The organism is Occultella kanbiaonis, from assembly GCF_009708215.1.
Classification (GTDB): Bacteria; Actinomycetota; Actinomycetes; order Actinomycetales; family Beutenbergiaceae; genus Occultella; species Occultella kanbiaonis.
Window position 1 is genome coordinate 1,752,482 of sequence record NZ_CP046175.1, and the last position, 21,153, is coordinate 1,773,634.

20 protein-coding genes and 1 tRNA gene are annotated in these 21,153 nt (G+C 70.4%); 14 read left to right on the plus strand and 7 right to left on the minus strand.

Going from position 1 to position 21,153, the window contains the following annotated elements; genetic code table 11:
- Positions 1-9: 9 nt before the first annotated feature.
- Positions 10-618, minus strand: coding sequence for a TetR/AcrR family transcriptional regulator (locus GKS42_RS07980; RefSeq protein WP_154793343.1), 609 nt, complete (start codon positions 616-618; stop codon positions 10-12).
- Between the two features lie 123 nt (positions 619-741).
- On the opposite strand from GKS42_RS07980, the gene GKS42_RS07985 reads away from it, so the two are divergent.
- Positions 742-1,173: an organic hydroperoxide resistance protein gene (locus GKS42_RS07985; protein ID WP_154793344.1), complete on the plus strand. Its 432-nt coding sequence runs from the start codon at positions 742-744 to the stop codon at positions 1,171-1,173.
- Positions 1,174-1,212: 39 nt separating this feature from the next.
- Positions 1,213-1,773 carry a hypothetical protein gene (locus tag GKS42_RS07990; protein ID WP_154793345.1) on the plus strand — a complete coding sequence of 187 codons (561 nt, stop codon included), beginning with the start codon at positions 1,213-1,215 and terminating at the stop codon, positions 1,771-1,773.
- A 16-nt stretch (positions 1,774-1,789) separates the two neighbouring features.
- Here GKS42_RS07990 and GKS42_RS07995 read toward each other — a convergent pair whose 3' ends face one another.
- Positions 1,790-2,671, minus strand: a complete 882-nt coding sequence (locus GKS42_RS07995) for a helix-turn-helix domain-containing protein (RefSeq protein ID WP_154793346.1) — start codon at positions 2,669-2,671, stop codon at positions 1,790-1,792.
- Positions 2,672-2,789: 118 nt separating this feature from the next.
- Between GKS42_RS07995 and GKS42_RS08000 the strand changes: the two genes are divergently transcribed.
- A complete protein-coding gene (locus tag GKS42_RS08000; protein WP_154793347.1) occupies positions 2,790-4,265 on the plus strand; it encodes an MFS transporter in 1,476 nt (491 codons plus the stop codon).
- 26 nt (positions 4,266-4,291) lie between these two features.
- Here GKS42_RS08000 and GKS42_RS08005 read toward each other — a convergent pair whose 3' ends face one another.
- Both GKS42_RS08005 and GKS42_RS08010 read right to left on the minus strand, forming a co-directional pair.
- On the minus strand, positions 4,292-5,524 hold the full coding sequence (locus GKS42_RS08005) for an IS481 family transposase (protein WP_154793348.1): 1,233 nt from the start codon (positions 5,522-5,524) through the stop codon (positions 4,292-4,294).
- 111 nt (positions 5,525-5,635) lie between these two features.
- Positions 5,636-5,711: transfer RNA gene (locus GKS42_RS08010), tRNA-Arg, on the minus strand.
- A 191-nt stretch (positions 5,712-5,902) separates the two neighbouring features.
- Between GKS42_RS08010 and GKS42_RS08015 the strand changes: the two genes are divergently transcribed.
- From GKS42_RS08015 to GKS42_RS08025, 3 genes are all read left to right on the plus strand, one after another.
- On the plus strand, positions 5,903-7,531 hold the full coding sequence (locus GKS42_RS08015; RefSeq protein ID WP_154793349.1) for a GTPase domain-containing protein: 1,629 nt from the start codon (positions 5,903-5,905) through the stop codon (positions 7,529-7,531).
- Positions 7,528-8,994: a GTPase gene (locus GKS42_RS08020; RefSeq protein WP_154793350.1), complete on the plus strand. Its 1,467-nt coding sequence runs from the start codon at positions 7,528-7,530 to the stop codon at positions 8,992-8,994. The genes GKS42_RS08015 and GKS42_RS08020 overlap by 4 nt, the downstream gene beginning before the upstream one ends.
- A gap of 125 nt (positions 8,995-9,119) precedes the next feature.
- A complete protein-coding gene (locus GKS42_RS08025; protein WP_154793351.1) occupies positions 9,120-9,668 on the plus strand; it encodes a single-stranded DNA-binding protein in 549 nt (182 codons plus the stop codon).
- Positions 9,669-9,732: 64 nt separating this feature from the next.
- On the opposite strand, the gene GKS42_RS08030 is transcribed toward GKS42_RS08025, so the two are convergent.
- A complete protein-coding gene (locus tag GKS42_RS08030) occupies positions 9,733-10,941 on the minus strand; it encodes a flavin-containing monooxygenase (protein WP_154793352.1) in 1,209 nt (402 codons plus the stop codon).
- A gap of 209 nt (positions 10,942-11,150) precedes the next feature.
- On the opposite strand from GKS42_RS08030, the gene ettA reads away from it, so the two are divergent.
- Both ettA and GKS42_RS08040 read left to right on the plus strand, forming a co-directional pair.
- A complete protein-coding gene (ettA, locus tag GKS42_RS08035) occupies positions 11,151-12,833 on the plus strand; it encodes an energy-dependent translational throttle protein EttA (RefSeq protein ID WP_154793353.1) in 1,683 nt (560 codons plus the stop codon).
- Positions 12,834-12,836: 3 nt separating this feature from the next.
- Positions 12,837-13,298 (plus strand): acyl-CoA thioesterase, encoded by a 462-nt coding sequence (locus tag GKS42_RS08040; protein WP_232847972.1) that lies wholly within the window; start codon positions 12,837-12,839, stop codon positions 13,296-13,298.
- A gap of 14 nt (positions 13,299-13,312) precedes the next feature.
- On the opposite strand, the gene GKS42_RS08045 is transcribed toward GKS42_RS08040, so the two are convergent.
- Together GKS42_RS08045 and GKS42_RS08050 are read right to left on the minus strand one after the other, a co-directional pair.
- A complete protein-coding gene (locus tag GKS42_RS08045) occupies positions 13,313-13,975 on the minus strand; it encodes a hypothetical protein (RefSeq protein WP_154793354.1) in 663 nt (220 codons plus the stop codon).
- A gap of 86 nt (positions 13,976-14,061) precedes the next feature.
- Positions 14,062-14,739 carry a hypothetical protein gene (locus tag GKS42_RS08050; protein WP_154793355.1) on the minus strand — a complete coding sequence of 226 codons (678 nt, stop codon included), beginning with the start codon at positions 14,737-14,739 and terminating at the stop codon, positions 14,062-14,064.
- A gap of 209 nt (positions 14,740-14,948) precedes the next feature.
- On the opposite strand from GKS42_RS08050, the gene GKS42_RS08055 reads away from it, so the two are divergent.
- From GKS42_RS08055 to GKS42_RS08080, 6 genes are read left to right on the plus strand one after another with little or no spacing between them, the layout of a single operon-like run.
- Positions 14,949-16,271 (plus strand): sugar ABC transporter substrate-binding protein, encoded by a 1,323-nt coding sequence (locus tag GKS42_RS08055; protein WP_154793356.1) that lies wholly within the window; start codon positions 14,949-14,951, stop codon positions 16,269-16,271.
- A 1-nt stretch (position 16,272) separates the two neighbouring features.
- Complete coding sequence (locus GKS42_RS08060; RefSeq protein ID WP_174791055.1) at positions 16,273-17,241, plus strand: carbohydrate ABC transporter permease; 969 nt, start codon at positions 16,273-16,275, stop codon at positions 17,239-17,241.
- On the plus strand, positions 17,238-18,074 hold the full coding sequence (locus tag GKS42_RS08065) for a carbohydrate ABC transporter permease (protein WP_232847973.1): 837 nt from the start codon (positions 17,238-17,240) through the stop codon (positions 18,072-18,074). Before GKS42_RS08060 ends, GKS42_RS08065 begins: the two co-directional genes overlap by 4 nt.
- Positions 18,071-19,276, plus strand: a complete 1,206-nt coding sequence (locus GKS42_RS08070) for an anhydro-N-acetylmuramic acid kinase (RefSeq protein WP_154793357.1) — start codon at positions 18,071-18,073, stop codon at positions 19,274-19,276. The genes GKS42_RS08065 and GKS42_RS08070 overlap by 4 nt, the downstream gene beginning before the upstream one ends.
- Positions 19,277-19,278: 2 nt before the next feature.
- Positions 19,279-20,241 carry an N-acetylmuramic acid 6-phosphate etherase gene (locus tag GKS42_RS08075; RefSeq protein WP_210769333.1) on the plus strand — a complete coding sequence of 321 codons (963 nt, stop codon included), beginning with the start codon at positions 19,279-19,281 and terminating at the stop codon, positions 20,239-20,241.
- Positions 20,238-21,131 carry a MurR/RpiR family transcriptional regulator gene (locus GKS42_RS08080; RefSeq protein ID WP_154793358.1) on the plus strand — a complete coding sequence of 298 codons (894 nt, stop codon included), beginning with the start codon at positions 20,238-20,240 and terminating at the stop codon, positions 21,129-21,131. Before GKS42_RS08075 ends, GKS42_RS08080 begins: the two co-directional genes overlap by 4 nt.
- Positions 21,132-21,153: the final 22 nt, after the last annotated feature.

The following is a 21,153-nucleotide window of genomic DNA, read 5'->3' on the forward strand; positions in this document are numbered from 1 at the left end:
GCGGCTGAGTCAGGCGCCCTGTGGGTGGCGCCCGGCCTCGACGACGGCGAGGTAGGCAGCACCGAGGGCCTGCGCGATCGACTCGGGGTCGCTGAGATAGCCGTTCACCATCGCGCCGTCCCGCAGCATCATCAGCTGCCCGGCGACCGTGTCGGACTCGGCCACGCCGGCCTCGACGGCGAGTCCGGCGAAGACGTCCTGGGTCCACCGGCGGTGCGCTTCGACGACGATGCGCACGGGGTGCTCGGCCTCGGGGAACTCGGCCGCCGCGTTGATGAACGCGCACCCGCGGAACCCGGGTCGGCAGCTGTCAGCACCGATGCCCATGGCGATCGCTCGAAGCGAGTCGAGTGCGGTGCGCCCCTCGAGCGCCAGTGAGATTGCGTTCCGCTCCCACGCAGCGCTCCTCTCGAGATACGCCACCACCAGATCGTCCTTGGTCCGGAAGTGCCGGTAGAAGGTGACCTTCGTTATCCCGACCTGCTCGATGATGCGGTCCGCACTCGTCGCACGGATGCCGTTCGCGTAGAAGAGCTCGGTCGCGGCCGCCAGGATGCGCTCGCGCGTCGACGGCCCGCCCCGGCTCCCAGCTGCCTGCTTCGGGGCCTCGGTCTCCACGCCTTCCTCCGCCTCATCGAACCGCGGGCTTGCGCCCGATGCCGTCACCACCTTAGAGTCCCGGATGTAGACGTACTAGTTACTCTACTTCAAGATCCACTGTCGATTGAAGGACTCCACCTCATGTCTGAACCCCTGTACACCACCGTGGCCACGTCGACCGGTGACGGTCGCTCCGGAGGACGTGCGGTCACCGATGACGGCCTGCTCGACGTCACGCTGGCGATCCCGCGCGCCATGGGAGGTCCGGGAGGCGCCACGAACCCCGAGCAGCTCTTCGCCGCCGGTTGGTCGTCGTGCTTCCACTCCGCACTCAAGCTGGTGGCCGCTCAGCGCAAGGTGCCCGTCGTCGATTCAGCGGTGGTCGCCGAGGTGAGCGTCACGCCGACGCCAGAGGGAAGCTTCGGGCTCAGCGCCGTCCTGAACGTGGAGTTCGGTGGCGGGATCCACCAGGACGTCGCCGAGGAGATCACGGAAGCCGCCCACTCGGTCTGCCCCTACTCGGTCGCGACCCGCGGCAACATCCCCGTCGTCCTCGTCACCACCGTGGCCTGACCACGCAAACCATCCCCGAGACCCGAAACGGACAGACCCATGATCACGACCGAACCCCCGGCCGCATCGACCCTCCCCGCCACCCTGCGTCGCCTCTACCTCGGCCGCTTCGGCTTCGCCGTCGTGTGGGCTCTGCTGGTGGCCCTTGTCTCGCCCAGGTCCGACGCACTCCTGACCGTGCTGCTGGTGCTGTACCCGCTCGTGGACGCGGCCTCGGTGTACGTCGAGCTCCGAGCGTCAGGATCGTCCGCGCGGTCCCGGCTGAGCGAGCGGGCCAATGTCGCTCTGAGCGTCCTCGCGGCGGTCGCGCTGGGCTGGTCGGCGCTCAACTCGGTCGGCGCGGTTCTGACCGTGTGGGGCGTGTGGGCCGTCGTGTCCGGCGGCACACAGCTGCTGACCGGCATCGGCCGCCGCCGGCTCGGCGGGCAGTGGCCGCTGATCGTCAGCGGGGCACTTTCGTTCCTCGTCGGGTTCGGATTCATCGGCCAGGGGTTGGGGAACGCGACGGGTCTCGGCCCGATCGCCGGATACGCCACGCTCGGAGGAGTCTTCTTCCTCATCTCGGCGATCCGGCTCGGCCGCACGGCGCGGGCGTCCTGACGCCCGGGTGGGCGTATCAGGTGGCGGCGAACCGGCGCAGCGCGGCGGAGGACGCGCTGCCGGGCTCGGCGGTGTGGGTGAGAATGCGCTGGCCGTTTCCTTCGGGTAGGTGCAGGAGTTCGTAACCAAGCGTGAGCTCGCCGAGCTCGGGGTGGTGGAGCCGCTTCGTCCCGCTCGTGCACAACCGCACGTCATGACCGGCCCAGAGCCGGGCGAACTCGGGACTGTTCATGCTCAGGTCGCCGACCAGCTCGACGACTCGCCGGTCCTCGGCGAACCGTGCTGCGACGAACCGCAGTGATGCCACCGCCAGCGCGGCCTCGTCCTCCCAGTCGACGTAGAGGTCGCGCATCCGCTCGTCGAGGAACAGCAACCTGATCTGGTTCGGACGCCGATCCAGGTGGGACGGAGCCTCGGGGTCGAGGTGGCCGGCGAGCACCAGGTGTCCGGTGCGATTCCAAGCGAGGATGTCGTTGAACCGGCCGAGGAGCACCGCGGGCACGTCGCCCATCGCATGGAGCAACCGCTCGGCTCCCGGTCTGGCGTGTTCCGACTGCGATCGGTAGGGTCGCGCTGCCGGGGCCGGGTGGGCAAGAGCGAACAGATGCGCTCGCTCGTCAGGGTCGAGTTGCAGCGCTCGGGCGAGCGCATCGATGACCTCTGCTGAGGCGTTCTGCGACTGTCCCTGTTCCAGCCGGGTCAGGTACGTGATCGACACTCCCGCGAGCAGGGCCAGCTCCTCGCGTCGGAGGCCGGGCACGCGGCGACGTCCGTAGCTGCTGACGCCGACATCGCCGGGAGCGAGGCGGTCGCGGCGGGAGCGCAGGAACTCGCCGAGCTCGGTCACGGGACTGCCCGACGCCGTGGCTCGCGGCGGGTCGGTCGACGGTCGGTCCATGCATACCAGTGTGGCTCAGCACGCCCGGCCGAGCCTGACCCTGCCAGTGCTAGGCAAGCGGGGGCCACGCAAACCGGGGTTCTGGCTGCCGACGTCGCCCGTCCGCAGTCTGGACGGCATGGCTCAACTCGACGCACCACCAACGGCTTCATCCGCCCGCACGGCTCGGTTCACCCCGCTGCAGAAGATCGCGATGGCCGTGCTGCTGACGGCGAACTTCACCCTCGCGGTGGACTTCTCGATCCTGAACGTCGCGCTGCCGCACATCGGGCGCGACCTCGGATTCGCCACCGACGCGTTGCAGTGGATCGTCACCTCGTTCGCGCTGTGCGCCGCTGGGTTCACCCTGTTCTTCGGCCGGGTCGCCGACCTGTTCGGCCGCAGGCGGCTGTTCCTGATCGGGATCGTGCTGCTCGGTGTCTCCTCCCTGGCCGGCGGGCTTGCCCAGGACCCGGCCCAGCTGATCGTCGCTCGGGTCGGGCAGGGCTTCGCCACCGCGATGGTCACTCCCGCGGCGCTGTCGCTGATGACCACCATGACTCCCGAGGGGCCCGCCCGCTCGCGGGCGCTGGGGCTCAACGGCGCGCTCATGGCCGCCGGCTTCACTGCGGGCGCCGTCCTCGGTGGCGTCCTCACGGGCACCGTGTCCTGGCGTTGGGCGTTCTTCACCAACGTCGTCGTTGCGATCGCCGTGACCCTCATCGCACCATTCGTCCTGCGCGAGACTCGTGGCGGAGTGCGTCCCCGACTCGACATCCCGGGAGCGGTCGCCATCACCTCGGCCCTCGTCGCCCTCGTGTTCGGCATCGACACCGCCGGAAACGCAGGGTGGCTCCATCCCGGTGCATGGGGGACGATCCTTGCCGCGATCGCGCTGTTCGTGCTGTTCTGGGCCATAGAGTCACGCGTCGCCCAACCGCTCCTTGCCCCCGCGCTGCTCAAGCGCCGCACGATCGCCTGGGGCAACATCGCGGGTCTGCTCGCCTTCGCGACAGAGACATCCCTGGTGTTCCTGCTGACCCTTTACCTGCAGGAGACCCTCGGGTTCACCGCAGTGGCCGCCGGCCTCATCCTCGGCGTCCTCGGCATCGGAACGGTCGTCGGCGGGCTCATCGCTCCCAGGATCATCGTCCGCACGAGTGCCAAGGCCGCGGTCGTCGCCGGCTTCCTGGTCCAAGCCGCTGCGACGGTGCCGCTGGTGTTCGTCTCCGACAGCCACGCCTGGGTCCTCCCGTTGCTCATCGTCACGTTCATCGGCGGCGTGGCGAATCTCGTCGCGATCGTCGGTTACGTCGTGACCTCCACCAGCGGCGTCCCCGACCACCAGCAGGGCCTCGCAACTGGACTCGTCACCATGAGCCAGCAGGTCGGCATCGCTCTCGGCACACCGATCATGTCGGCGATCGTCACGGTTTGGGCTACGGCGGACCTCCTGCCCGGGCTGCGGGCCGCGATCGGCGTCAACGCGGCACTTGCTCTGGCCGCCGGACTCCTGGTGGCGGTCGTCCTGCCCCGGCTCCGTGGCACTCCCGATCCTTGTGCCGAGTCGGAAGCAGGTGAACACGTGGTGCCCCTGAACCAGTGGTGCCCCTGAACTACTTCGGTTGATGCTTGACGTGCTTATGCCGGCTGATCCTTGACACTCGTTCGTAGCGTACGTCTGCTGTGGGTGCCCTGGGAGTGCTTGACCCTGACCGGTCCGGTGGTGGTGCGTGTGTCGGTGCGCAGGAGGTGGTCGCCGTCGTAGAACTGCAGGACCTCGTCGGTGACCCAGACGTCGATCAGCCGCCCTGCACTGGCCACACCTAGGCAGACCTGCTGGTGGTTGACGCACACCACTCCGACCGTGCTGGCTCGGCGGGCGACCCACTGCCCGTCGGTGCGGTCGGGGTCAGGCCGAAGGGCCGCGGGAGGTAGCCGCAGCGTGAGGACATCGGCCGGCTCGGCGCGCACGAACCGCTCCGCGGGCGTGGCCATCTGCAATCCCTGGTGCGGACGGCGGGTGTTGTAGTCCTCCACCCAGGCGTCCAGCTCGGCCTGCGCGGCGACCAACGACGCGAACATCCGGTCGGTCCGGAACTCCGTGCGTAGCGCCCGATGGAACCGCTCGATCTTGCCCGTCGTGGTCGGCGACCTGGGCTGGGTCAGCAGGTGCTCGATCCCGTTCTCGCGACAGATGCGGTCGAAGAGGACCTCCACCGGCGGATTGTTGAACCGGCCGGTGAACACCTTGCCGTTATCGGTCAGGATCTGCGCCGGCACCCCATGGGTGCCCAACGCGAGCGCTAGCGCCTCGCACACGGCGCGGGAGGTCTCCCTGACCATCAACCGGGCGCTGACGCAGTACCGGGAGTGATCATCGACTCCGGTCAGCGCCTTGGCCCGGGTGCCATCGGCCACCAGGAACCCGCCCACCACGTCCATCTGCCACAGCTCCATCGCCGACCCGCGCTCCCACCGCTTCCACCTGCGCTCACGAGGCCGACGCGCGGCAGGATCGATCAGCCCCAACCGCACCAGCGCCCGATACACCCCCGACTCACTCGGCGCCGGATCCACTCCACGCTTGACAAGCTCATAGACCAGTCGGCGCGGGCCCCAGCCCGGATGCACTCGCCGCAACTCGGCGACCACGACCTCCACCGAAGCGCTCATCTGGTGCGGACACGACCGCGGGCGATGAGAACCATCGCCCAGCCCCTCCAGGCCGCCCGCCTCGTACTTGGCCAGCCAGGCATGCACGCACTGACGCGACACACCGAACCGGGCCGCCACCGAGACCACCGTCTCACCCTCGGCAATGACGGCGAGAACCGCTTGATACCGCTGCTCAGCCACACTCATCTCCCTCATCAAGGGAGTGTCAGGGATCAACCGAAGCAACCGTCAAGCATCAACCGAAGCACCGTCACCCATCAACCGAAGCCCGAACGTCACCCATCAACCGAAGTCATACAGAACCAGTGGTGCCCCCGGCAGGACTCGAACCTGCAACCTACGGATTAGAAGGCCGTTGCTCTATCCATTGAGCTACGAGGGCGCCCGCTCAGGATATCCGGGTGCGGACGCTCCGCCGTCGGGGTCGATCGCCGACGCCACGCATAGAATGACCACCGTGTCCCGACCCTCCTGCACCGCCGCCGCCGGGACCGGTACCGATCCGTCACGACAGCCCCAGGTTCCGTGGGGCCGCGTTTGGTCCAGGGCACCCGGAACGGGCAGGCTAGGGCCGTGACCGACACGCCCACCACCACCGCAGACCCGGACGTGACCGCGCGCCCGGAGCGGCTGCCGATGGTCGAGGTCATCGAGGACCTGCTGGCCAACCTCGACGCCGCGTCGCTGCCCCTGGACACCGCCGACGCCGAGAACGCGCGTGGCCGGCGCGACCGGCTCTCCACGCAGGTCCGCAATCACCTGCTGCCGCGCCTGAAGCAGGTCGCAGCCCCGGTGATCGTGGTGGTCGGTGGAAGTACCGGCGCGGGCAAGTCCACCATCGTCAACTCGGTGGTCGGCTCGGACGTGAGCGAGGCCGGCGTACTGCGGCCCACCACCCGCGAGCCCGTCCTCGTGGTGCACCCCAAGGATGCGGAACTGCTCGAGGGGCACCCGGTCACCGCCGTCGCCCGGGTGAGCGCCCACGAGGAGGTGCCCCGCGGGCTCGCCCTGCTGGACGCCCCGGACCTCGACTCCGTGCACTCCGGCAACCGTGGCCTCGCCGACGAACTCGTCGAGCTCGCCGACCTGTGGGTGTTCGTGACCACCGGGTCCCGGTACGGCGACGCCGTGCCGTGGGCGCGACTGCACACCGCGTCCGAGCGCGGGGTCTCCCTCGCCGTCGTGCTGAACCGGGTGGAGCGCGCCGGCCTCGGCAAGGTCCGCCGGGACCTGTTCGACCGCCTCGACGCGCAGGGCTTCGGAGCGGTCCCGTTTTTCGTGATCCCCGACGTCGGGCCGCACGAGGGGGTGCTGCCGCCGGAGCGGGTCGCCGAGTTCGCCAAGTGGCTCACCGTGCTCGGCTCGCAGAGCCAATCCCGGAGCATCATCGCCCGCACCGTGCGTGGCGCGTGGCCCGCGCTACGCCAGGACGTCCAGGACGTCGCCGCGGCGTTGGACACCCAACGCCGGACCGCGCTGGCGCTGCGCAACCAACTGGCCGCTGCGCCGTCGAGCGCAGCGGCCCAGGCCAAGGCGGACGTCGCCTCCGGTGCGGCGGCCACCGGGGCTCCGACCACGACGTGGCTGGCCGGCGCCAGCAGCGGTGGCATCCTCGCCCCGCTCGTCGCGCCGCCCGCGAACGTGTTCGAGAACTGGCGCTTCCGCCGGGCCGCCAATGCGCGCAACGAGTCGGTGCGGAACCTGAGGGAAGTGGCCATCGGGGCGACCCGCACGCTGATCAAGGAGGCCGCCGAACGCGGCGAGCGCCTGGTGCGCAGAGCGGCGGAGCGCACGCCGGCCGGGCGGCAGGTCGCCGAACTGGTCTCTGCCGATGCCTCGGTCACGGCTCGCACGAACCGTCTCGAGGTGCTCGTACGGGAATGGGACGACGTCGTCGCGGACGTCTGCGCGGCGCTCAAGCCGGTCGGTGACGACGCCGGGCTGGAGCCCGACGCGCTGTCCGCCCTCGTGGAAGTGGCCGCAGCCGGCCTGGACGGGGCCGAGCGAGCGGTGCGCCGGATCTTCGGTGATCGTGGAGCCAGCGCCGTGACCCGCCTGCGCCGGGACCTGGCGGACTGGGCGGAGGTCGCGGTGAACGCTGAGGCGGAGCCGTTCCTGACCGCTCTCGACGGCATCGGCCTGGACGACGGCGCAGCGCACCGGCTGCGTGTGCGCGCGAGCGAGCTGAAGGGGTACCTGTGAGCACTGCCGCGGAGACCGGCGCGGAATTGAGCCGGCGGATCGCCGAGATCGGCGCGGCGCTGGAGTTGGCCGGTGACCGGATCGATGCCGACGTGGTCGGCCGGGCCCGGGCCGACCTCGCCGCCGTGACGCAGCGGGTCGAACTGGGCGTGGACTACACGGTGGTCGCGCTCGTGGGCGGCACCGGTTCCGGGAAGTCCAGCCTGTTCAACGCGCTCACCCGCCTCGAGTTCGCCGACGTCGGCGTGCTCCGACCCACCACCGCGCGGGCCGCCGCGTGCGTGTGGGGCAGCGACGCCACCGCACTCCTGGACTTCCTGCAGGTGGACCCGAAGCGGCGGATCCAGCGTGTGTCCGAACTCGACGCGGGCACCGGCGAGGAGGCGCTGAACGGGCTGGTCCTGCTCGACCTCCCGGACCACGACTCCGTCGAGGAGGACCACGCCCTTCAGGTCAACCGTCTGCTGCCGCTGATCGACCTGCTCGTCTGGGTCGTGGACCCGCAGAAGTACGCGGACAACGCGCTCCACGAGAAGTACCTGCGTGCGCTCGCGGCCAGGCACGAGGCGATGATCGTGGTGATCAACCAGATCGACACGATCCCGGAGCGCTCCCGTGACCCGGTCCGCGACGACGTCCGACGCCTGATCGACGAGGACGGCCTCGGCGACGTGCGGATCCGAATGGTCTCCGCACGTGCCGGCGACGGCGTGGAGGCGCTGCACGGCGAGCTGGGCGAGGTCATCGCGGGGGAGTCCATCAGCGCCCGGACCGCGCGCTCGGAGATCGACGCCATCACCGAGCGGCTTCGACCGCACCTCGGCGACGGCGAACCGCAGCCTCCGTACGAGGAGGCCACGGCGGAGCGCATCGCGGTCGCGGCCGGGGTGCCGTCGGTGACCGAGTCCATCCGGTCGGCGGTTTCGAGCCCGCGGCGGGTCGCGCTCAGCCCGGTCCAGCAGCCGGCCCGCAGCCGGATCGAGGCGATCCGGGACCGCTGGATCGCCGAGGCGACGAAGGGACTGCCGCCGCTGTGGTTGGAGTCCGTGACCGCAACGGTCCCCGACGGTGCGGAGTTCGACGCGCACGTGTGGAAGGTGCTCTCGGCCGAGGAGCTGCCCTCAGCACAGGACGGTGCGGCGGCTCGGCGAAGGATTCTGGGGGTGCTCGCCACCGTCCTCGGTGCCGCGCTCGTGATCGGGGCGCTCGTGATCCTGGTGCTGCACACCCCGGTGCCCGCCGCGGCCCTCGCCGCCGGCGGCGTGGTCGTGCTCATCGGCGGGATCCTGCTGCTCAGCGCCGCGAAGCGACAGCGACAGGCGACGGCGGTCGCCCGGTCCGAGGACTACCTCACCCGGACGACCAGTGCGATCGCCGACGTGGTCCGCCGTGATCTGAGAGAGCCGACGGCCGGCGCGCTCGCCGATCACGCCGCCGTACGCCGAGGTATTCGCGGCGCCTGAACGTCCACAACTGCGCAGTTGATGCGTCGGGATCCCCAGCCCGCTCCCCGGCCGAACGTCGCCGAGGTGCCTGGTTCCACGCTTGAGCTCACCGGAACACGCCGGTTCGAGCGAAGGAACAGATCATGCCGAAGGACGTCGAAGTCACGATCCAAGGACACGTGGGGCAGACCCCCACGCTCTACCTCAACGACGGGCGCCCGCCGTTCGTCAGCGTGAGCGTCGCCACCACGCCCCGCTACTTCGACCGGAAGTCGCAGGAGTGGACCGACGGCGCCACCCAGTGGTACGCCGTGAAGGCGAACGGCGACCTCGCCACCAACATCTCCGAGAGCGTGCACAAGGGCGACGCCGTGCTCGTCCAGGGCCGGTTGTCCTTCCACGAGTACGCCACCAAGGACGGCGGGTCCGGGTGGGAGCCCGTCATCCGACCGTCCGCGTTCGGGGTGGAGATCAGCCGGGCCGTCGCCTCGGTCCGGAAGGTGCGGCGGGACGCGGCGGACGGGTCGGTGGACGTGTCCGGCCTGGCCGAGCTGTCCGGTGACGAGGAGGCACCACCCGACCCGCTGGACGACGCACTCGGTCAGGACCCGGATGCGCCTGACCCGGAAGACGAAACGTCGCAGTTCCAGGACGGCCAGTCGCTCGTCGCGAAGGTCGGGGCCCCGTTCTGACCCGGGCGGTGCGGTCCGCCCGTGCGTGGACCGCACCACCCCGCCGCGGAGGAGCCGGCTGCTCTCACGCGGCCGCGAGGCGATCGACGACGAGGTCGGCATCCTCGCCGACACCGATCAGCAGCGGGGACTTCCGGGTTCGCAGCCATGGCACACCCACGAAGTGGAGACCGGGCACGCGTGTGCTCGCGCCGTCCACCTGGATGGGGAAGCCGACGTCGTCGACCACTCCGGTAACCCCGATCCACTCGTACGCCGGGCGGTAGCCACACGCGTTGACGACGACGGCGAGGTCCGCCAGCCGCGGCGCCGGCGCCGGATCGAGCCCCGACGCGGGCATCTCGGGTACCTCGGGGGCCGGCCATCCCCGCGAGAGGGCGAGCCGGACGACTCCGGCGCAGACCTCCCTGAACACGCGGTCGCCCGTCGCCACGCACTCGTCGAGGTCGTCGGCGGCCACCACACGGTCCCCGTCGATGCCGACGACGTGGCCGATCAGCCCCACGCCACGGCCGGCGAGGGTCCTCAGGTTGAGGTCGTGACCACCGTGCGCACCCGTGGCGAGGGGGTTCGAGGCCAGCCGCGCGGCGGGAGACGGCAGCTGTGCGAGCGTCTGCTCGAAGAAGCCGAGGTCGATCAGCCAGTCGAAGATGTCGCGTCCGGCGACACGACGCGGTACCGCGGGCGCGCGGCCGGCTGCCAGCACCACCTCGCGCCCGGCATGCGAGAGTTCCTCGGCGATCTGGCACCCCGACTGGCCGCCCCCGACCACGAGCACCCGGCCCGCGGGCAGCAGGTCCGGTGCCCGATAGTCCGTCGTCGCGACCACCGGTAGCCGGCGAGCGAAGTCGGCGATGAACGGCGGACGATGCTGACGCTGATACGCGCCTGTGCACACGACGACGCGACGCGCCCGGATGCCCCCGGACGCCGTCTCAGCAACGAAGCCACCGCCGTCGACCCGGAGTGCCTCCACCCGGGTCCGCTCGGACACCGGCGCGCCGAACGAGGATGCGTAGCCGCGCAGATGCTCGGCGATCTCGTCGCGCGCGAGATAGCCGTCGGGGTCGTTTCCGCCGTATTCGCCGCCGGGCAGGCGGATGGTGTGGTTCGGAGTGACGAGCCGGAAGCTGTCCCAACGCCCGTCCCAGGTATGACCGATTCGGCCCTGTTCCACCACCACGTGCTCGAGGCCGGAGCGGGTCAGGGCGTGGCTGACGGCGAGGCCGGCCTGACCGCCACCTACGACGAGGACGTCGACGTCCGATCGCATGCGTCAACGGTACGCGCGCCGGTCGGCGTGCGCCGGACACCCGGGTCGACCGAATCGAGGGAGGTGCCGGCGTCAGCGGGCCCTCTATAGTTGGCTCCTGTGTGCGTCCGCCTGCTGCCGTAGTTCCGCAGGGTGCACGCGCTCCCAGACACAGAGGCTCTCACTGGCGTTCCCGCAGGTCAGAAGCCATAGACGGAGGTTCATCCCCATTGGCCGAGTACATCTACTCGATGGTGAAGGCGCGCAAGGCGCACGGAGACAAGGTCATCCTCGATGACGTGACGATGGCGTTCCTGCCCGGAGCCAAGATCGGTATGGTCGGCCCGAACGGGGCCGGGAAGTCCACGATCCTGAAGATCATGGCCGGCCTCGAGAAGGAGTCCAACGGCGAGGCCCGGCTCACGCCCGGCTACTCCGTGGGCATCCTGCTCCAGGAGCCGCCGCTGAACGAGGAGAAGACCGTCCTCGGGAACGTGGAGGAGGGCGTCGGGGAGATCAAGGGCAAGATCGATCGGTTCAACGAGATCGGCAACCTGATGGCCGAGCCGGACGCCGACTTCGACGCCCTCATGGAGGAGATGGGCACGCTCCAGGGGGAGATCGACGCGGCCGACGCCTGGGACCTCGACTCCCAGCTCGAGCAGGCCATGGACGCCTTGCAGCTGCCGCCCGCGGACGCCGACGTGACCACCCTGTCCGGTGGTGAGCGCCGTCGCGTGGCGCTGGCGAAGCTGCTCCTGGAGAAGCCGGACCTGCTGCTGCTCGACGAGCCGACGAACCACCTGGACGCGGAGAGCGTGCAGTGGCTCGAGCAGCACCTTGCCAAGTACCCGGGCGCCGTCATCGCCGTCACCCACGACCGGTACTTCCTGGACCACGTGGCCGGCTGGATCGCCGAGGTGGACCGGGGCCGGCTGTACCCCTACGAGGGCAACTACTCCACCTACCTGGAGAAGAAGTCCGAGCGGATGCAGGTCCAGGGCAAGAAGGACGCCAAGCTCGCCAAGCGCCTCAAGGACGAGCTCGAGTGGGTCCGATCCAGTGCGAAGGGCCGGCAGACCAAGTCCAAGGCGCGCATGGCGCGCTATGAGGAGATGGCCGCCGAGGCCGATCGCACCCGCAAGCTGGACTTCGAGGAGATCCAGATCCCGCCCGGCCCGCGGCTCGGCTCGACGGTGCTCGAGGCGAAGGACCTGCGCAAGGGCTTCGGGGACCGGGTTCTCATCGACAACCTGAGCTTCTCGCTGCCACGCGCCGGCATCGTCGGCATCATCGGCCCGAACGGGGTCGGCAAGACGACGCTGTTCAAGACGATCGTCGGCCTCGAACCGCTCGACGACGGTGAGCTGAAGGTCGGCGAGACGGTCAAGATCTCCTACGTGGACCAGAGCCGCGGCGGCATCGACCCGAGCAAGACGCTCTGGGAGGTCGTCTCCGACGGGCTGGACTTCATCCAGGTCGGCAACGTGGAGATCCCCTCCCGGGCCTACGTCTCCCAGTTCGGCTTCAAGGGGCCGGACCAGCAGAAGCCGGCGGGCGTGCTCTCCGGTGGCGAGCGCAACCGCCTGAACCTGGCGCTGACCCTGAAGCAGGGCGGCAACCTGCTGCTGCTCGACGAGCCCACCAACGACCTGGACGTGGAGACGCTCGGCAGCCTGGAGAACGCGCTGCTCAACTTCCCCGGCTCGGCGGTCGTGATCTCCCACGACCGGTGGTTCCTGGACCGCGTGGCCACCCACATCCTCGCCTACGAGGGCACCGCCGAGGATCCCGCGAACTGGTACTGGTTCGAGGGCAACTTCGCCGACTACGAGGAGAACAAGGTCGAGCGGCTCGGCCCGGAGGCGGCCCGCCCGCACCGCGTCACCTATCGCAAGCTCACCCGGGACTGATCCGTGCCACGGATCAGCGTCCCGGTGCCGATGCGCTGGGCCGACCTGGACGCCTACGGCCACGTCAACAACGCGGCGATGTTGACTCTCCTCGAGGAGGCCCGGATCGCCACGTTCTGGGCCACGGGTGATGGCCGCGAGTCGGCGGCTACGAAGGTGCTGGCAGGCGGAGCCGGCGCGTCCAGCTACACGCTGGTCGCTCGGCAGGAGATCGAGTATCTGGCTCCGCTGGAGTACCGCCAGGAACCGGTCCACGTCGAGTTGTGGATCGGCAGGATCGGCGGGGCCAGCCTCGAGGTCTGCTACGAGGTGAACGGCCCAGGTGGGCAGGTCTGCGCCCGGGCGGCGACGTCGATCGTCATGGTCGACGCAGCCTCCGGGCGGCCCCGGCGTCTCACCGACGACGAGCGCGATGCGCTCGAGCCGCTCCTCGAGGAGCCGATCGAGTTCCGGCGCCGCGGCTGAGCCACCGGGTGCGCTCAGCTCTCGCCGTCGAACAGCCCTCCGTCGAGCAGCCAGTGATAGCGCAGGCGCAGCGCGCGTTCGGTGCTGGCCACGAGGGTGGCCAGCACGAGTGCGAGGTTGAGCCACGCGGGGAGCTGGATCGGTGAGGTGAAGGTACCGAGGTTGGCCGCCACGGGCGGGATCTGCGAGATCTCCTCCACGATCTGCGGGACGCCGAGGGCGAGAGCAACGACGAGGACAACCACGCTCGCGAACCCGATGGTGCGGCTCAGGCCGGGCCGCTTGCGCTCCAGGCGTGCGCGTCGACCCTCGGCGGACGCGGGGTCCGGACGTAGCTGCTGCACGGCGCCGGCGTCGCTCACGTAGTGGCAGCGCTTCAGCCCGTAGCTGCTGGTCTCCACCTCCACCGTGCCGCCGGGCACGGAGAACGCGGCCGGAAGCTTGGACCGGGCGTAGTGCTGGCCGTCACGGTAGAGCTCGGCTCGGACCTCACCGTTCGAGTCTCCCCAGAGGCGTACATCGACGGACCAGGTCTCCCGCTCGCCGTCCGCAGCGGTCAGGGACAGGTGGAACAGCGCGCGAGAGAGCAACTGCCACCAGCGGAAGCGTTGCAGCGCGTGCCCATCCCCGGGCTTGACCCGCCGGGCGGCACGCCGACGCTTCCAGTCCGAGAACACGTGAGCCACCGTAGCAACACCGGGCATGCTCCCCCGATCGTGGGCCGCTGCGACCCGTCCGTCGGCTGGGTGCCTCAGCCCGACCGCTACACGTCGCGCGGTCGCCTCGTGCCGTCTCCGGGAGTTCCGGCGAGGGGATGGGTCTGGGCATCACCCGGTCCCTCGCGGACTACGACTCCATGCTCGGGCACGTCGGGGAATCGCATCCTGCCCAGGTGGTCGAGGCGGCCCTGCCCGCCCCGCGAGGTCAGCACCTGTGGGGCGCGCGTGCGAACCCACCGCGCGGTCGATGCCGGGCGACCAGGCGGCCCTTGCTCGAGCCGGGCGAGGTCGTGATCCAGGGACGCGTCCCACACCCGCGCGGCAAGTTGCGCCACGTATCGCAGGGATCTGTCCGGCAGGAGTGGGGTGTCTCGGACCACGACGCGACGCAGGAGCGGCTTGTACGAGCCCGGGTCCGGACCCACGGAGACGGCGTGCATCAGCTCCTCGGCCAGGTAGCCGGATCGGAGGAAGCGCGGTCGCGCGTCGAGGTAGGCGACCGCGTCATCGAGGCCGGCGGCGTTGCCCCTGCGCAACTGGTGCGCGGCCAGATCGTACGGGTCGAGCACCGCGCCGAACGCCGCCCAGTACGCCATGGCCTCCTCGTGCGTCACCGCACGGGTGCGTGGCGGTGTCGGGTCGCGCCGATTGAGCCGGGGGACGTGCGCGTCACCGTTGTCGATCGCGTAGACCCGTTCGAGCAGCGAGTAGGCCGTGGTCATCACGTAGGAGTAGCACGCCGCGGGCTCGGCCGGGTCCGTTCCACTGCGCCGCCTCGTGAAGGGACCCTGTTGTCCCGGCCGGGATGATGATAGTTTCCCAATCAGCAGGGGATCTAGGAAGAAATCACCATGACGGGTGTCGGCGACGAGGCCGACGCACCACCCTGGACCGGCGGGGGACGACAGCCGGACGCGAGGGAGTAATCGGCATGAAGAGATCGATTCCCGCACTGACGGCCGGCGCCCTGGTTCTGGCGCTCGCGGCGTGCGGCAGTGGCGGCGACAACGCGGACGAGCCGACGGACGCCGGCAGCGGCGCCGAGGAGAGCGGTGGGTTCGAGGGACAGACGCTCACCGTCTGGATCATGGAAGGCACCAACCCGGACGCCGGCGGCTACTTCGAAGGCGTTGCTGAGGAGTTCACGGCCCGGACCGGTGCCGAGCTGGACGTGCAGTTCCAGCCCTGGGACGGCGCCCATGACAAGTTCGTTACCTCGATCGCGGGCGGCACCGGCCCGGACGTGGCCGAGGTGGGCACCACCTGGACCGCCGAGTTCGCCGAGCTCGGTGTGCTCGCGGACCTGACGGGCAGCATCGAGGGGGCGGGCCTGGACGGCGACCTCGTCGAAGGGCTCGCTGAGGCGGGTACCTACGATGGCGCGCTCTACGGCATGCCCTGGTACGCCGGGGTGCGCTCGATCATCTACAACCGGGACCTGTTCGAGGCGGCGGGCATCACCGAGACGCCCACGAACTGGGAGGAGCTGACCGCCGCGGTGGAGGCGCTCAAGGCTTCCGACCCCGACGTGATCCCGTTCCCGATCCCGGGGGACTCCCAGTACAGCGCGTACCCGTTCATCTGGGGCGCCGGGGGAGAGATCGCCACCGAGTCCGACGGTACCTGGACCGCCGCGCTGGACTCCCCGGAGGCGATCGAAGGGCTGGAGTACTACACGGGCCTCGCGCTCGAGCACGGATCCTCGACCGCAGCCGCGGACACCTGGAACGAGGCGGACGCCCTCACCGCGTTCGAGCAGGGCAACGTCGGGATGATCGTCGCCGGCAACTGGACCGTGGGCAGGATCGCGCAGGATGCCCCGGATCTGATGGAGAGCATCGGCGCCTTCCCGATCCCGTCGCGTGACGGCGGTCCGGCCGGCTCGTTCCTCGGCGGCTCGCACCTCGGCGTGTGGGCCGACTCCGATCAGCAGGAACTCGGCTGGGAGTTCATCGAGCTCATGAGCACCGGTCAGGCCGCCGCCGACTGGTCCGAGCAGACCGGGTACTTCCCGGGTCAGGCCAGCGCCCTGGCCGAGATCGCTGCCGACGAGGACCCGCTGGTCGCCCCGTTCGCCCAGCAGATGCTGGAGGCGGGCAGGTCCGTGCCACTGACGCCCGCGTTCGGTCAGATCCAGGGCGCGAAGACCGTCGAGGCCATGGTTCAGAACATCCTGACCGGGCGGATGGGTGTCGAGGAGGCGGCCGCGGAGGCGGTCGCCGCCATGAACGAGACGTTCAGCGCCGGGTCCTGAGGTGACCACGTCCACGGCCCGCGTGGCACCGATCGTGCCACGCGGGTCGGCCCCAGACGCGCATCGACGCCGAGCGGCCCGGCGCCGGGCCGTTCGCCCGTGGGTGCTGCTCGCGCCGACCCTGGTCGTGCTGGCAGTGCTGCTGCTGTGGCCGTTGGTGCGCGTGGTGGACCTGTCCTTCCAGGACTTCGGCCTGCGCGAACTGGTCTCCGGAGAGTCGAACTACATCGGCTGGGCGAACTACGCCGCGATCCTGGGCGACTCCTACCTGTGGACTGTCGTGCTGCCGAACACGGTCGGCTTCGCCGCCTGCTGTGTGGTGTTGACCGTGGGGCTCGGCACGCTTGTTGCCCTGTTCCTGAACATCCTCGGCACGTTCTGGAAGACGGTCTGCTCGACGGCGATCATGGTCGCCTGGGCAGTGCCCGCCGTGACCGGCACCTACGTCTGGATCTGGCTGTTCGATCCGCTGAACGGGCTGGTGGCGAGCGTGCTGGCCGGGCTCGGCATCATCGAGCCGGGAACCGTGAACTGGTACACGGACCGGCTCGGCTTCTATGCCATCGCCACCCTGAACGTGGTCCATCACGGCTTCCCGTTCGTGGCGATCACCGTGCTCGCCGGCCTGCTCACCGTGCCGAAGGAGCTCTACGAGGCGGCCACCATGGACGGCGCCGGCGCCTGGCGACGGTTCTGGCAGATCACCGCGCCGATGCTCAAGCCGGTCTTCGCCGTGGTCACGATCCTCTCCACGATCTGGGACTTCAAGGTGTTCACCCAGATCTATCTGATGCCGGGCGGCAACGGCGGCAACGCCGAGGTGTTCAACCTGGGGGTCTGGTCGTACATCCAGTCCTTCGCCCAGGGCAAGTACGGCATGGGCTCGGCCATCGCGGTGCTGCTCACCGGGATCCTGCTCGTCATCACGGTGGTCTACATGCGCACGCTGTTCAAGGAGGAGGACCTGTGAGGCGCACCGGTTCGGCGCTGGCGTGGCCGGCCCTCGGCAAGTCACTCGGGGTGGCCGCGATCCTGGCGTTCGCGCTGTTCCCCGCGTACTGGATGTTCTCCAGCGCGGTGGACGTGGACGCCGCGCGCCGCGGCGCCACCCTGATCCCGACGGACCTGACCCTTGACCACTTCGTCCGGGTCCTGGACGTCGGCGGGTTCGGCCAGTTCATGCGGAACTCGGCGATCGTGGCGCTGGGGACCGTGCTCATCTCCGCGGCCGTGGCCCTGCTCGCCGCGGTCGCGGTGGCACGCTTCGCGTTCACGTTCCGCAGGGCGGTGCTCGTGCTGATCCTCATCGTGCAGATGGTCCCGCTCGAGGCGCTGGTCATCCCGTTGTTCCTGCAGGCGAAGAACCTGCAGATGCTGAACAGTCTCCTCGGCCTCGTGATCGTCTACCTCGCCTTCTCGCTGCCGTTCGCGGTCTGGATGCTCCGTGGCTTCGTGGCCGCGGTGCCGAAGGAGGTCGAGGAGGCCGCCTACATGGACGGCGCCTCGTGGGGCCGGATGTTCTGGGCGGTCCTGCTGCCGCTGGTGGCTCCCGGCGTGGTGGCGACCAGCGTGTTCTCGTTCATCACCGCCTGGAACGAGTTCATCTTCGCGCTCACGTTCCTGCAGGACGCGGACAAGTACACGGTGGCCGTGGGCCTGCAGCGGTTCTTCGGCCAGAACACCGCGGACTGGGGGGCGGTGATGGCCGCGTCCTCGCTGATCACGGTACCGGTCGTGATCTTCTTCGTGGTCGTCCAGCGGCGCCTCGCATCCGGCCTGACGGCGGGGGCGGTGAAGGGATGAGGGTGCTCGCGCTGAGTTCGGGTACCTCGGTCGACGCCATCGACGTGGCGCTGGCCGAGCTCGACGACGCCGATGGGGTGGTCCGGATGCGGATGGTGGCGCACACGGAGCGGAGCTGGCCGACGCAGCTGCGCCGGCGGATCCTGGCTGCGCTGCCGCCGGCGGCCACCGACCTGGGTGAGGTCTGCCGGCTGGACACCGAGATCGGGCAGGCGTTCGCAGACGTGGGCGCCCGGGCGATCGAGGAGTGGGGTGCCGTGGATCTGCTGGTCAGCCACGGCCAGACGGTGCACCACTGGGTGGAGCACGGCCCGCCCGACGGCGGTGGTGGCGCGGGCGATCGGGCCGGCTCGGCCCGGGGCACGTTGCAACTGGGCTCGGCGGCGTGGATCGCGGCGCGCACGGGGCGGCCCGTGATCCATGACCTGCGCACCGCCGACATCGCCGCCGGTGGTCAGGGCGCCCCGCTGGTGAGCCTGCTGGACGCGCTCTGGCTCGGCGACCGGCCCACGGCGGCGCTGAACATCGGAGGCATCGCGAACATCACCCTCGTGGGCGACGGGCCGGTGCGGACCGGCGACACCGGGCCAGGCAACTGCCTCCTGGACGAGGCCGTCGCGGCCCGCACCGGCCACAACTTCGACCCCGACGGAGCGCTCGCCGCGGCGGGCCGCGTGGACCCGCCGGCCCTGGCCGCGCTGCTCGCGGATCCCTACTACGCCCGGCCGTTGCCCAAGAGCACCGGACGGGAGACCTTCGACGGCGGATACGTCACCGCCGCACTGGGTGCCGCCGGGGTGCCCGTCCCCAGTGGCAATGACCTGTTCGCCACGCTCACCGAACTCACCGTCCGGACCATCGCCGAGGCGATCGGCCGTGACGGCGCCCGCACCGAGCGCGTCGTGGTGTCCGGCGGCGGTGTACGCAACGCCACGCTGATGGCCGGACTACGCTCACGGCTACCGGGCGTGATCACCTCCGATTCGCTCGGGCTGGCCGCCGAGGCGAAGGAGGCCTACCTGTTCGCGTTGCTCGGCTACCTGTCGGCTCGTGGGTTGCCCGGCACGGCCCCAGGCGTGGGCCGCCGCCGCGCGACCGGGGCGAGGTCCGCCGTCGTGCTGGGCTCGTTGACCCCACCCGCACCCGCGCCGTGTCCGCCCGGACGCGACCCGGTGCACACGCTCGTACTCGAGGAAGGATGACCATGGCCGAGATGTCCCACGACTGGCGCGAGGTGCTGGGGCTGCACTCACCCACGGAGGAGCGCAACCCCCGCACCGAGGATCTCGATCGGCTGCCCACCGACGAACTGGTGAGCCTGATGATGGAGGAGGATGCCGCGGTCCTGACGGCGGTGCGAGCGGTCGCCGACCAGGTGGCCGCCCTGGTCGATCTCGCCGTGGCGGCCCTAGGCGCGGGTGGACGGGTGCACTACAGCGGCGCCGGGACCTCCGGGCGGCTCGGCGTGCTCGACTCCGTCGAGCTGATGCCCACCTACCGGGTCGGCGCGGAGACGGTGGTGGCACACCTGGCCGGCGGTGACCGGGCGATGATGCAGGCGGTGGAGGGCGTGGAGGACGACCCGGACGCGGGCGCCGCGGACCTGGGCGTCGTCGGCCCGGCGGACGTCGTCGTCGGGATCGCAGCCAGCGGACGCACGCCGTATGTGGGCGGCGCCCTCGCCAGCGCTCGGGAGCAGGGAGCCCGGACCGCCCTGATCGCCACGAACCCCCGCGCCACCCTGGCCGCTGGCGTGGACGTGGCGGTCCTCATCGACACCGGCCCGGAGGTGATCACCGGATCCACCCGGATGAAGGCGGGAACGGCCCAGAAGATGGTCCTGAACATGTTCTCGACGGCGGTGATGGTCCGCCTCGGCAAGACGTACTCGAACCTGATGACCGAGGTGGCGCCCACGAACCAGAAGCTGCGCGCCCGCACCGTACGGATGCTGGTGCAGGCCACGGACCAGGACCCGGAGCGGTGCGCGGACGTGCTGGCCGCGGCAGGGGACGCCCGGACGGCGCTGGTCGCCCTGATCGCCGGGATCGACGTGGCCCAGGCCCGTGAGCTGATCGCCCAATACCCGCCCGACGTCACCCGGATCGCCGATCCGGGAGGGGTGCGTTCAGCCGTAGCCGCAGCAAGGGGAGGGCACCACGAATGACCCGGCCCCCGCTGGTGCTGCGGTTGCGCGGCGGGCTGGACCAGCTCCAGCCGTCCATGCGCCGGGTGGCCGAGTACGTGCTCGAGGATCCGCGGCGGGCCGCCCGGACCACCATCACCGACCTGTCCGCCGCGAGCGGCGTCAGCCAGACCACGGTGATGCGGCTGTGTCACGAGCTCGGCCTGGCCGGGTATCGGGAGTTCCGGCTCGCCCTCGCGGCCGAGACGGGCCGCAGCGATGCCGCCGCCGAGCGTGAGCTGCGCACCGGGGACATCGCCGAAGGTGACGACCTGGCCAGCGTGATCGCGAAGATCGCCTACGCCGACGCCCGTGCCGTGGAGGACACGGCCCGCTCGCTGTCCGTCCCGGAACTCGAGGCGGTGGTCGAGGCCATCGTGACCGCCGGCCGGGTCGACATCTACGGGGTCGGCGCCTCCGGCACCGTCGCAACGGACCTGCAGCAGAAGCTGCACCGGATCGGGCGGGTCGCGTTCGCGCACGCCGATGCGCACCTCGCTCTCACGTCGGCCGCGCTGCTCGGGGAGCGGGACGTCGCGATCGGGATCTCCCACACCGGGACCACCATCGACACCGTCGAGGCACTGCGGCTCGCCGGGGCCCGGGGTGCCACCACGGTGGCGCTGACGAACGCCCCCGGGTCGCCGATCGCGCGGCTCGCCGACCGCGTGCTGCTCACCGCCGCCCGGGAGACGACGTTCCGGTCGGGGGCGACCGCCAGCCGCCTCGCTCAGCTCACCGTCGTGGACTGCGTGTTCGTGGCGATCGCCCAGCGCACTTACGACGCCAGCCAAGCGGCGCTCGAGGTCACCCGCGCCGCCGTCGAGGACAGGAGGTACACCCGGACCCGATCCGGTCCCGGCGGGATCTGATCATCGACGATCACGACTCATC

Coding starts and splice junctions, on each gene's coding strand:
- GKS42_RS07985 (WP_154793344.1), top strand. CDS start 742: ATGTCTGAACCCCTGTACACCACCGTGGCCACGTCGACCGGTGACGGT.
- GKS42_RS07990 (WP_154793345.1), top strand. CDS start 1,213: ATGATCACGACCGAACCCCCGGCCGCATCGACCCTCCCCGCCACCCTG.
- GKS42_RS07995 (WP_154793346.1), bottom strand. CDS start 2,671: ATGGACCGACCGTCGACCGACCCGCCGCGAGCCACGGCGTCGGGCAGT.
- GKS42_RS08000 (WP_154793347.1), top strand. CDS start 2,790: ATGGCTCAACTCGACGCACCACCAACGGCTTCATCCGCCCGCACGGCT.
- GKS42_RS08005 (WP_154793348.1), bottom strand. CDS start 5,524: ATGAGGGAGATGAGTGTGGCTGAGCAGCGGTATCAAGCGGTTCTCGCC.
- GKS42_RS08025 (WP_154793351.1), top strand. CDS start 9,120: ATGCCGAAGGACGTCGAAGTCACGATCCAAGGACACGTGGGGCAGACC.
- GKS42_RS08030 (WP_154793352.1), bottom strand. CDS start 10,941: ATGCGATCGGACGTCGACGTCCTCGTCGTAGGTGGCGGTCAGGCCGGC.
- GKS42_RS08050 (WP_154793355.1), bottom strand. CDS start 14,739: ATGACCACGGCCTACTCGCTGCTCGAACGGGTCTACGCGATCGACAAC.
- GKS42_RS08055 (WP_154793356.1), top strand. CDS start 14,949: ATGAAGAGATCGATTCCCGCACTGACGGCCGGCGCCCTGGTTCTGGCG.
- GKS42_RS08070 (WP_154793357.1), top strand. CDS start 18,071: ATGAGGGTGCTCGCGCTGAGTTCGGGTACCTCGGTCGACGCCATCGAC.
- GKS42_RS08075 (WP_210769333.1), top strand. CDS start 19,279: ATGGCCGAGATGTCCCACGACTGGCGCGAGGTGCTGGGGCTGCACTCA.
- GKS42_RS08080 (WP_154793358.1), top strand. CDS start 20,238: ATGACCCGGCCCCCGCTGGTGCTGCGGTTGCGCGGCGGGCTGGACCAG.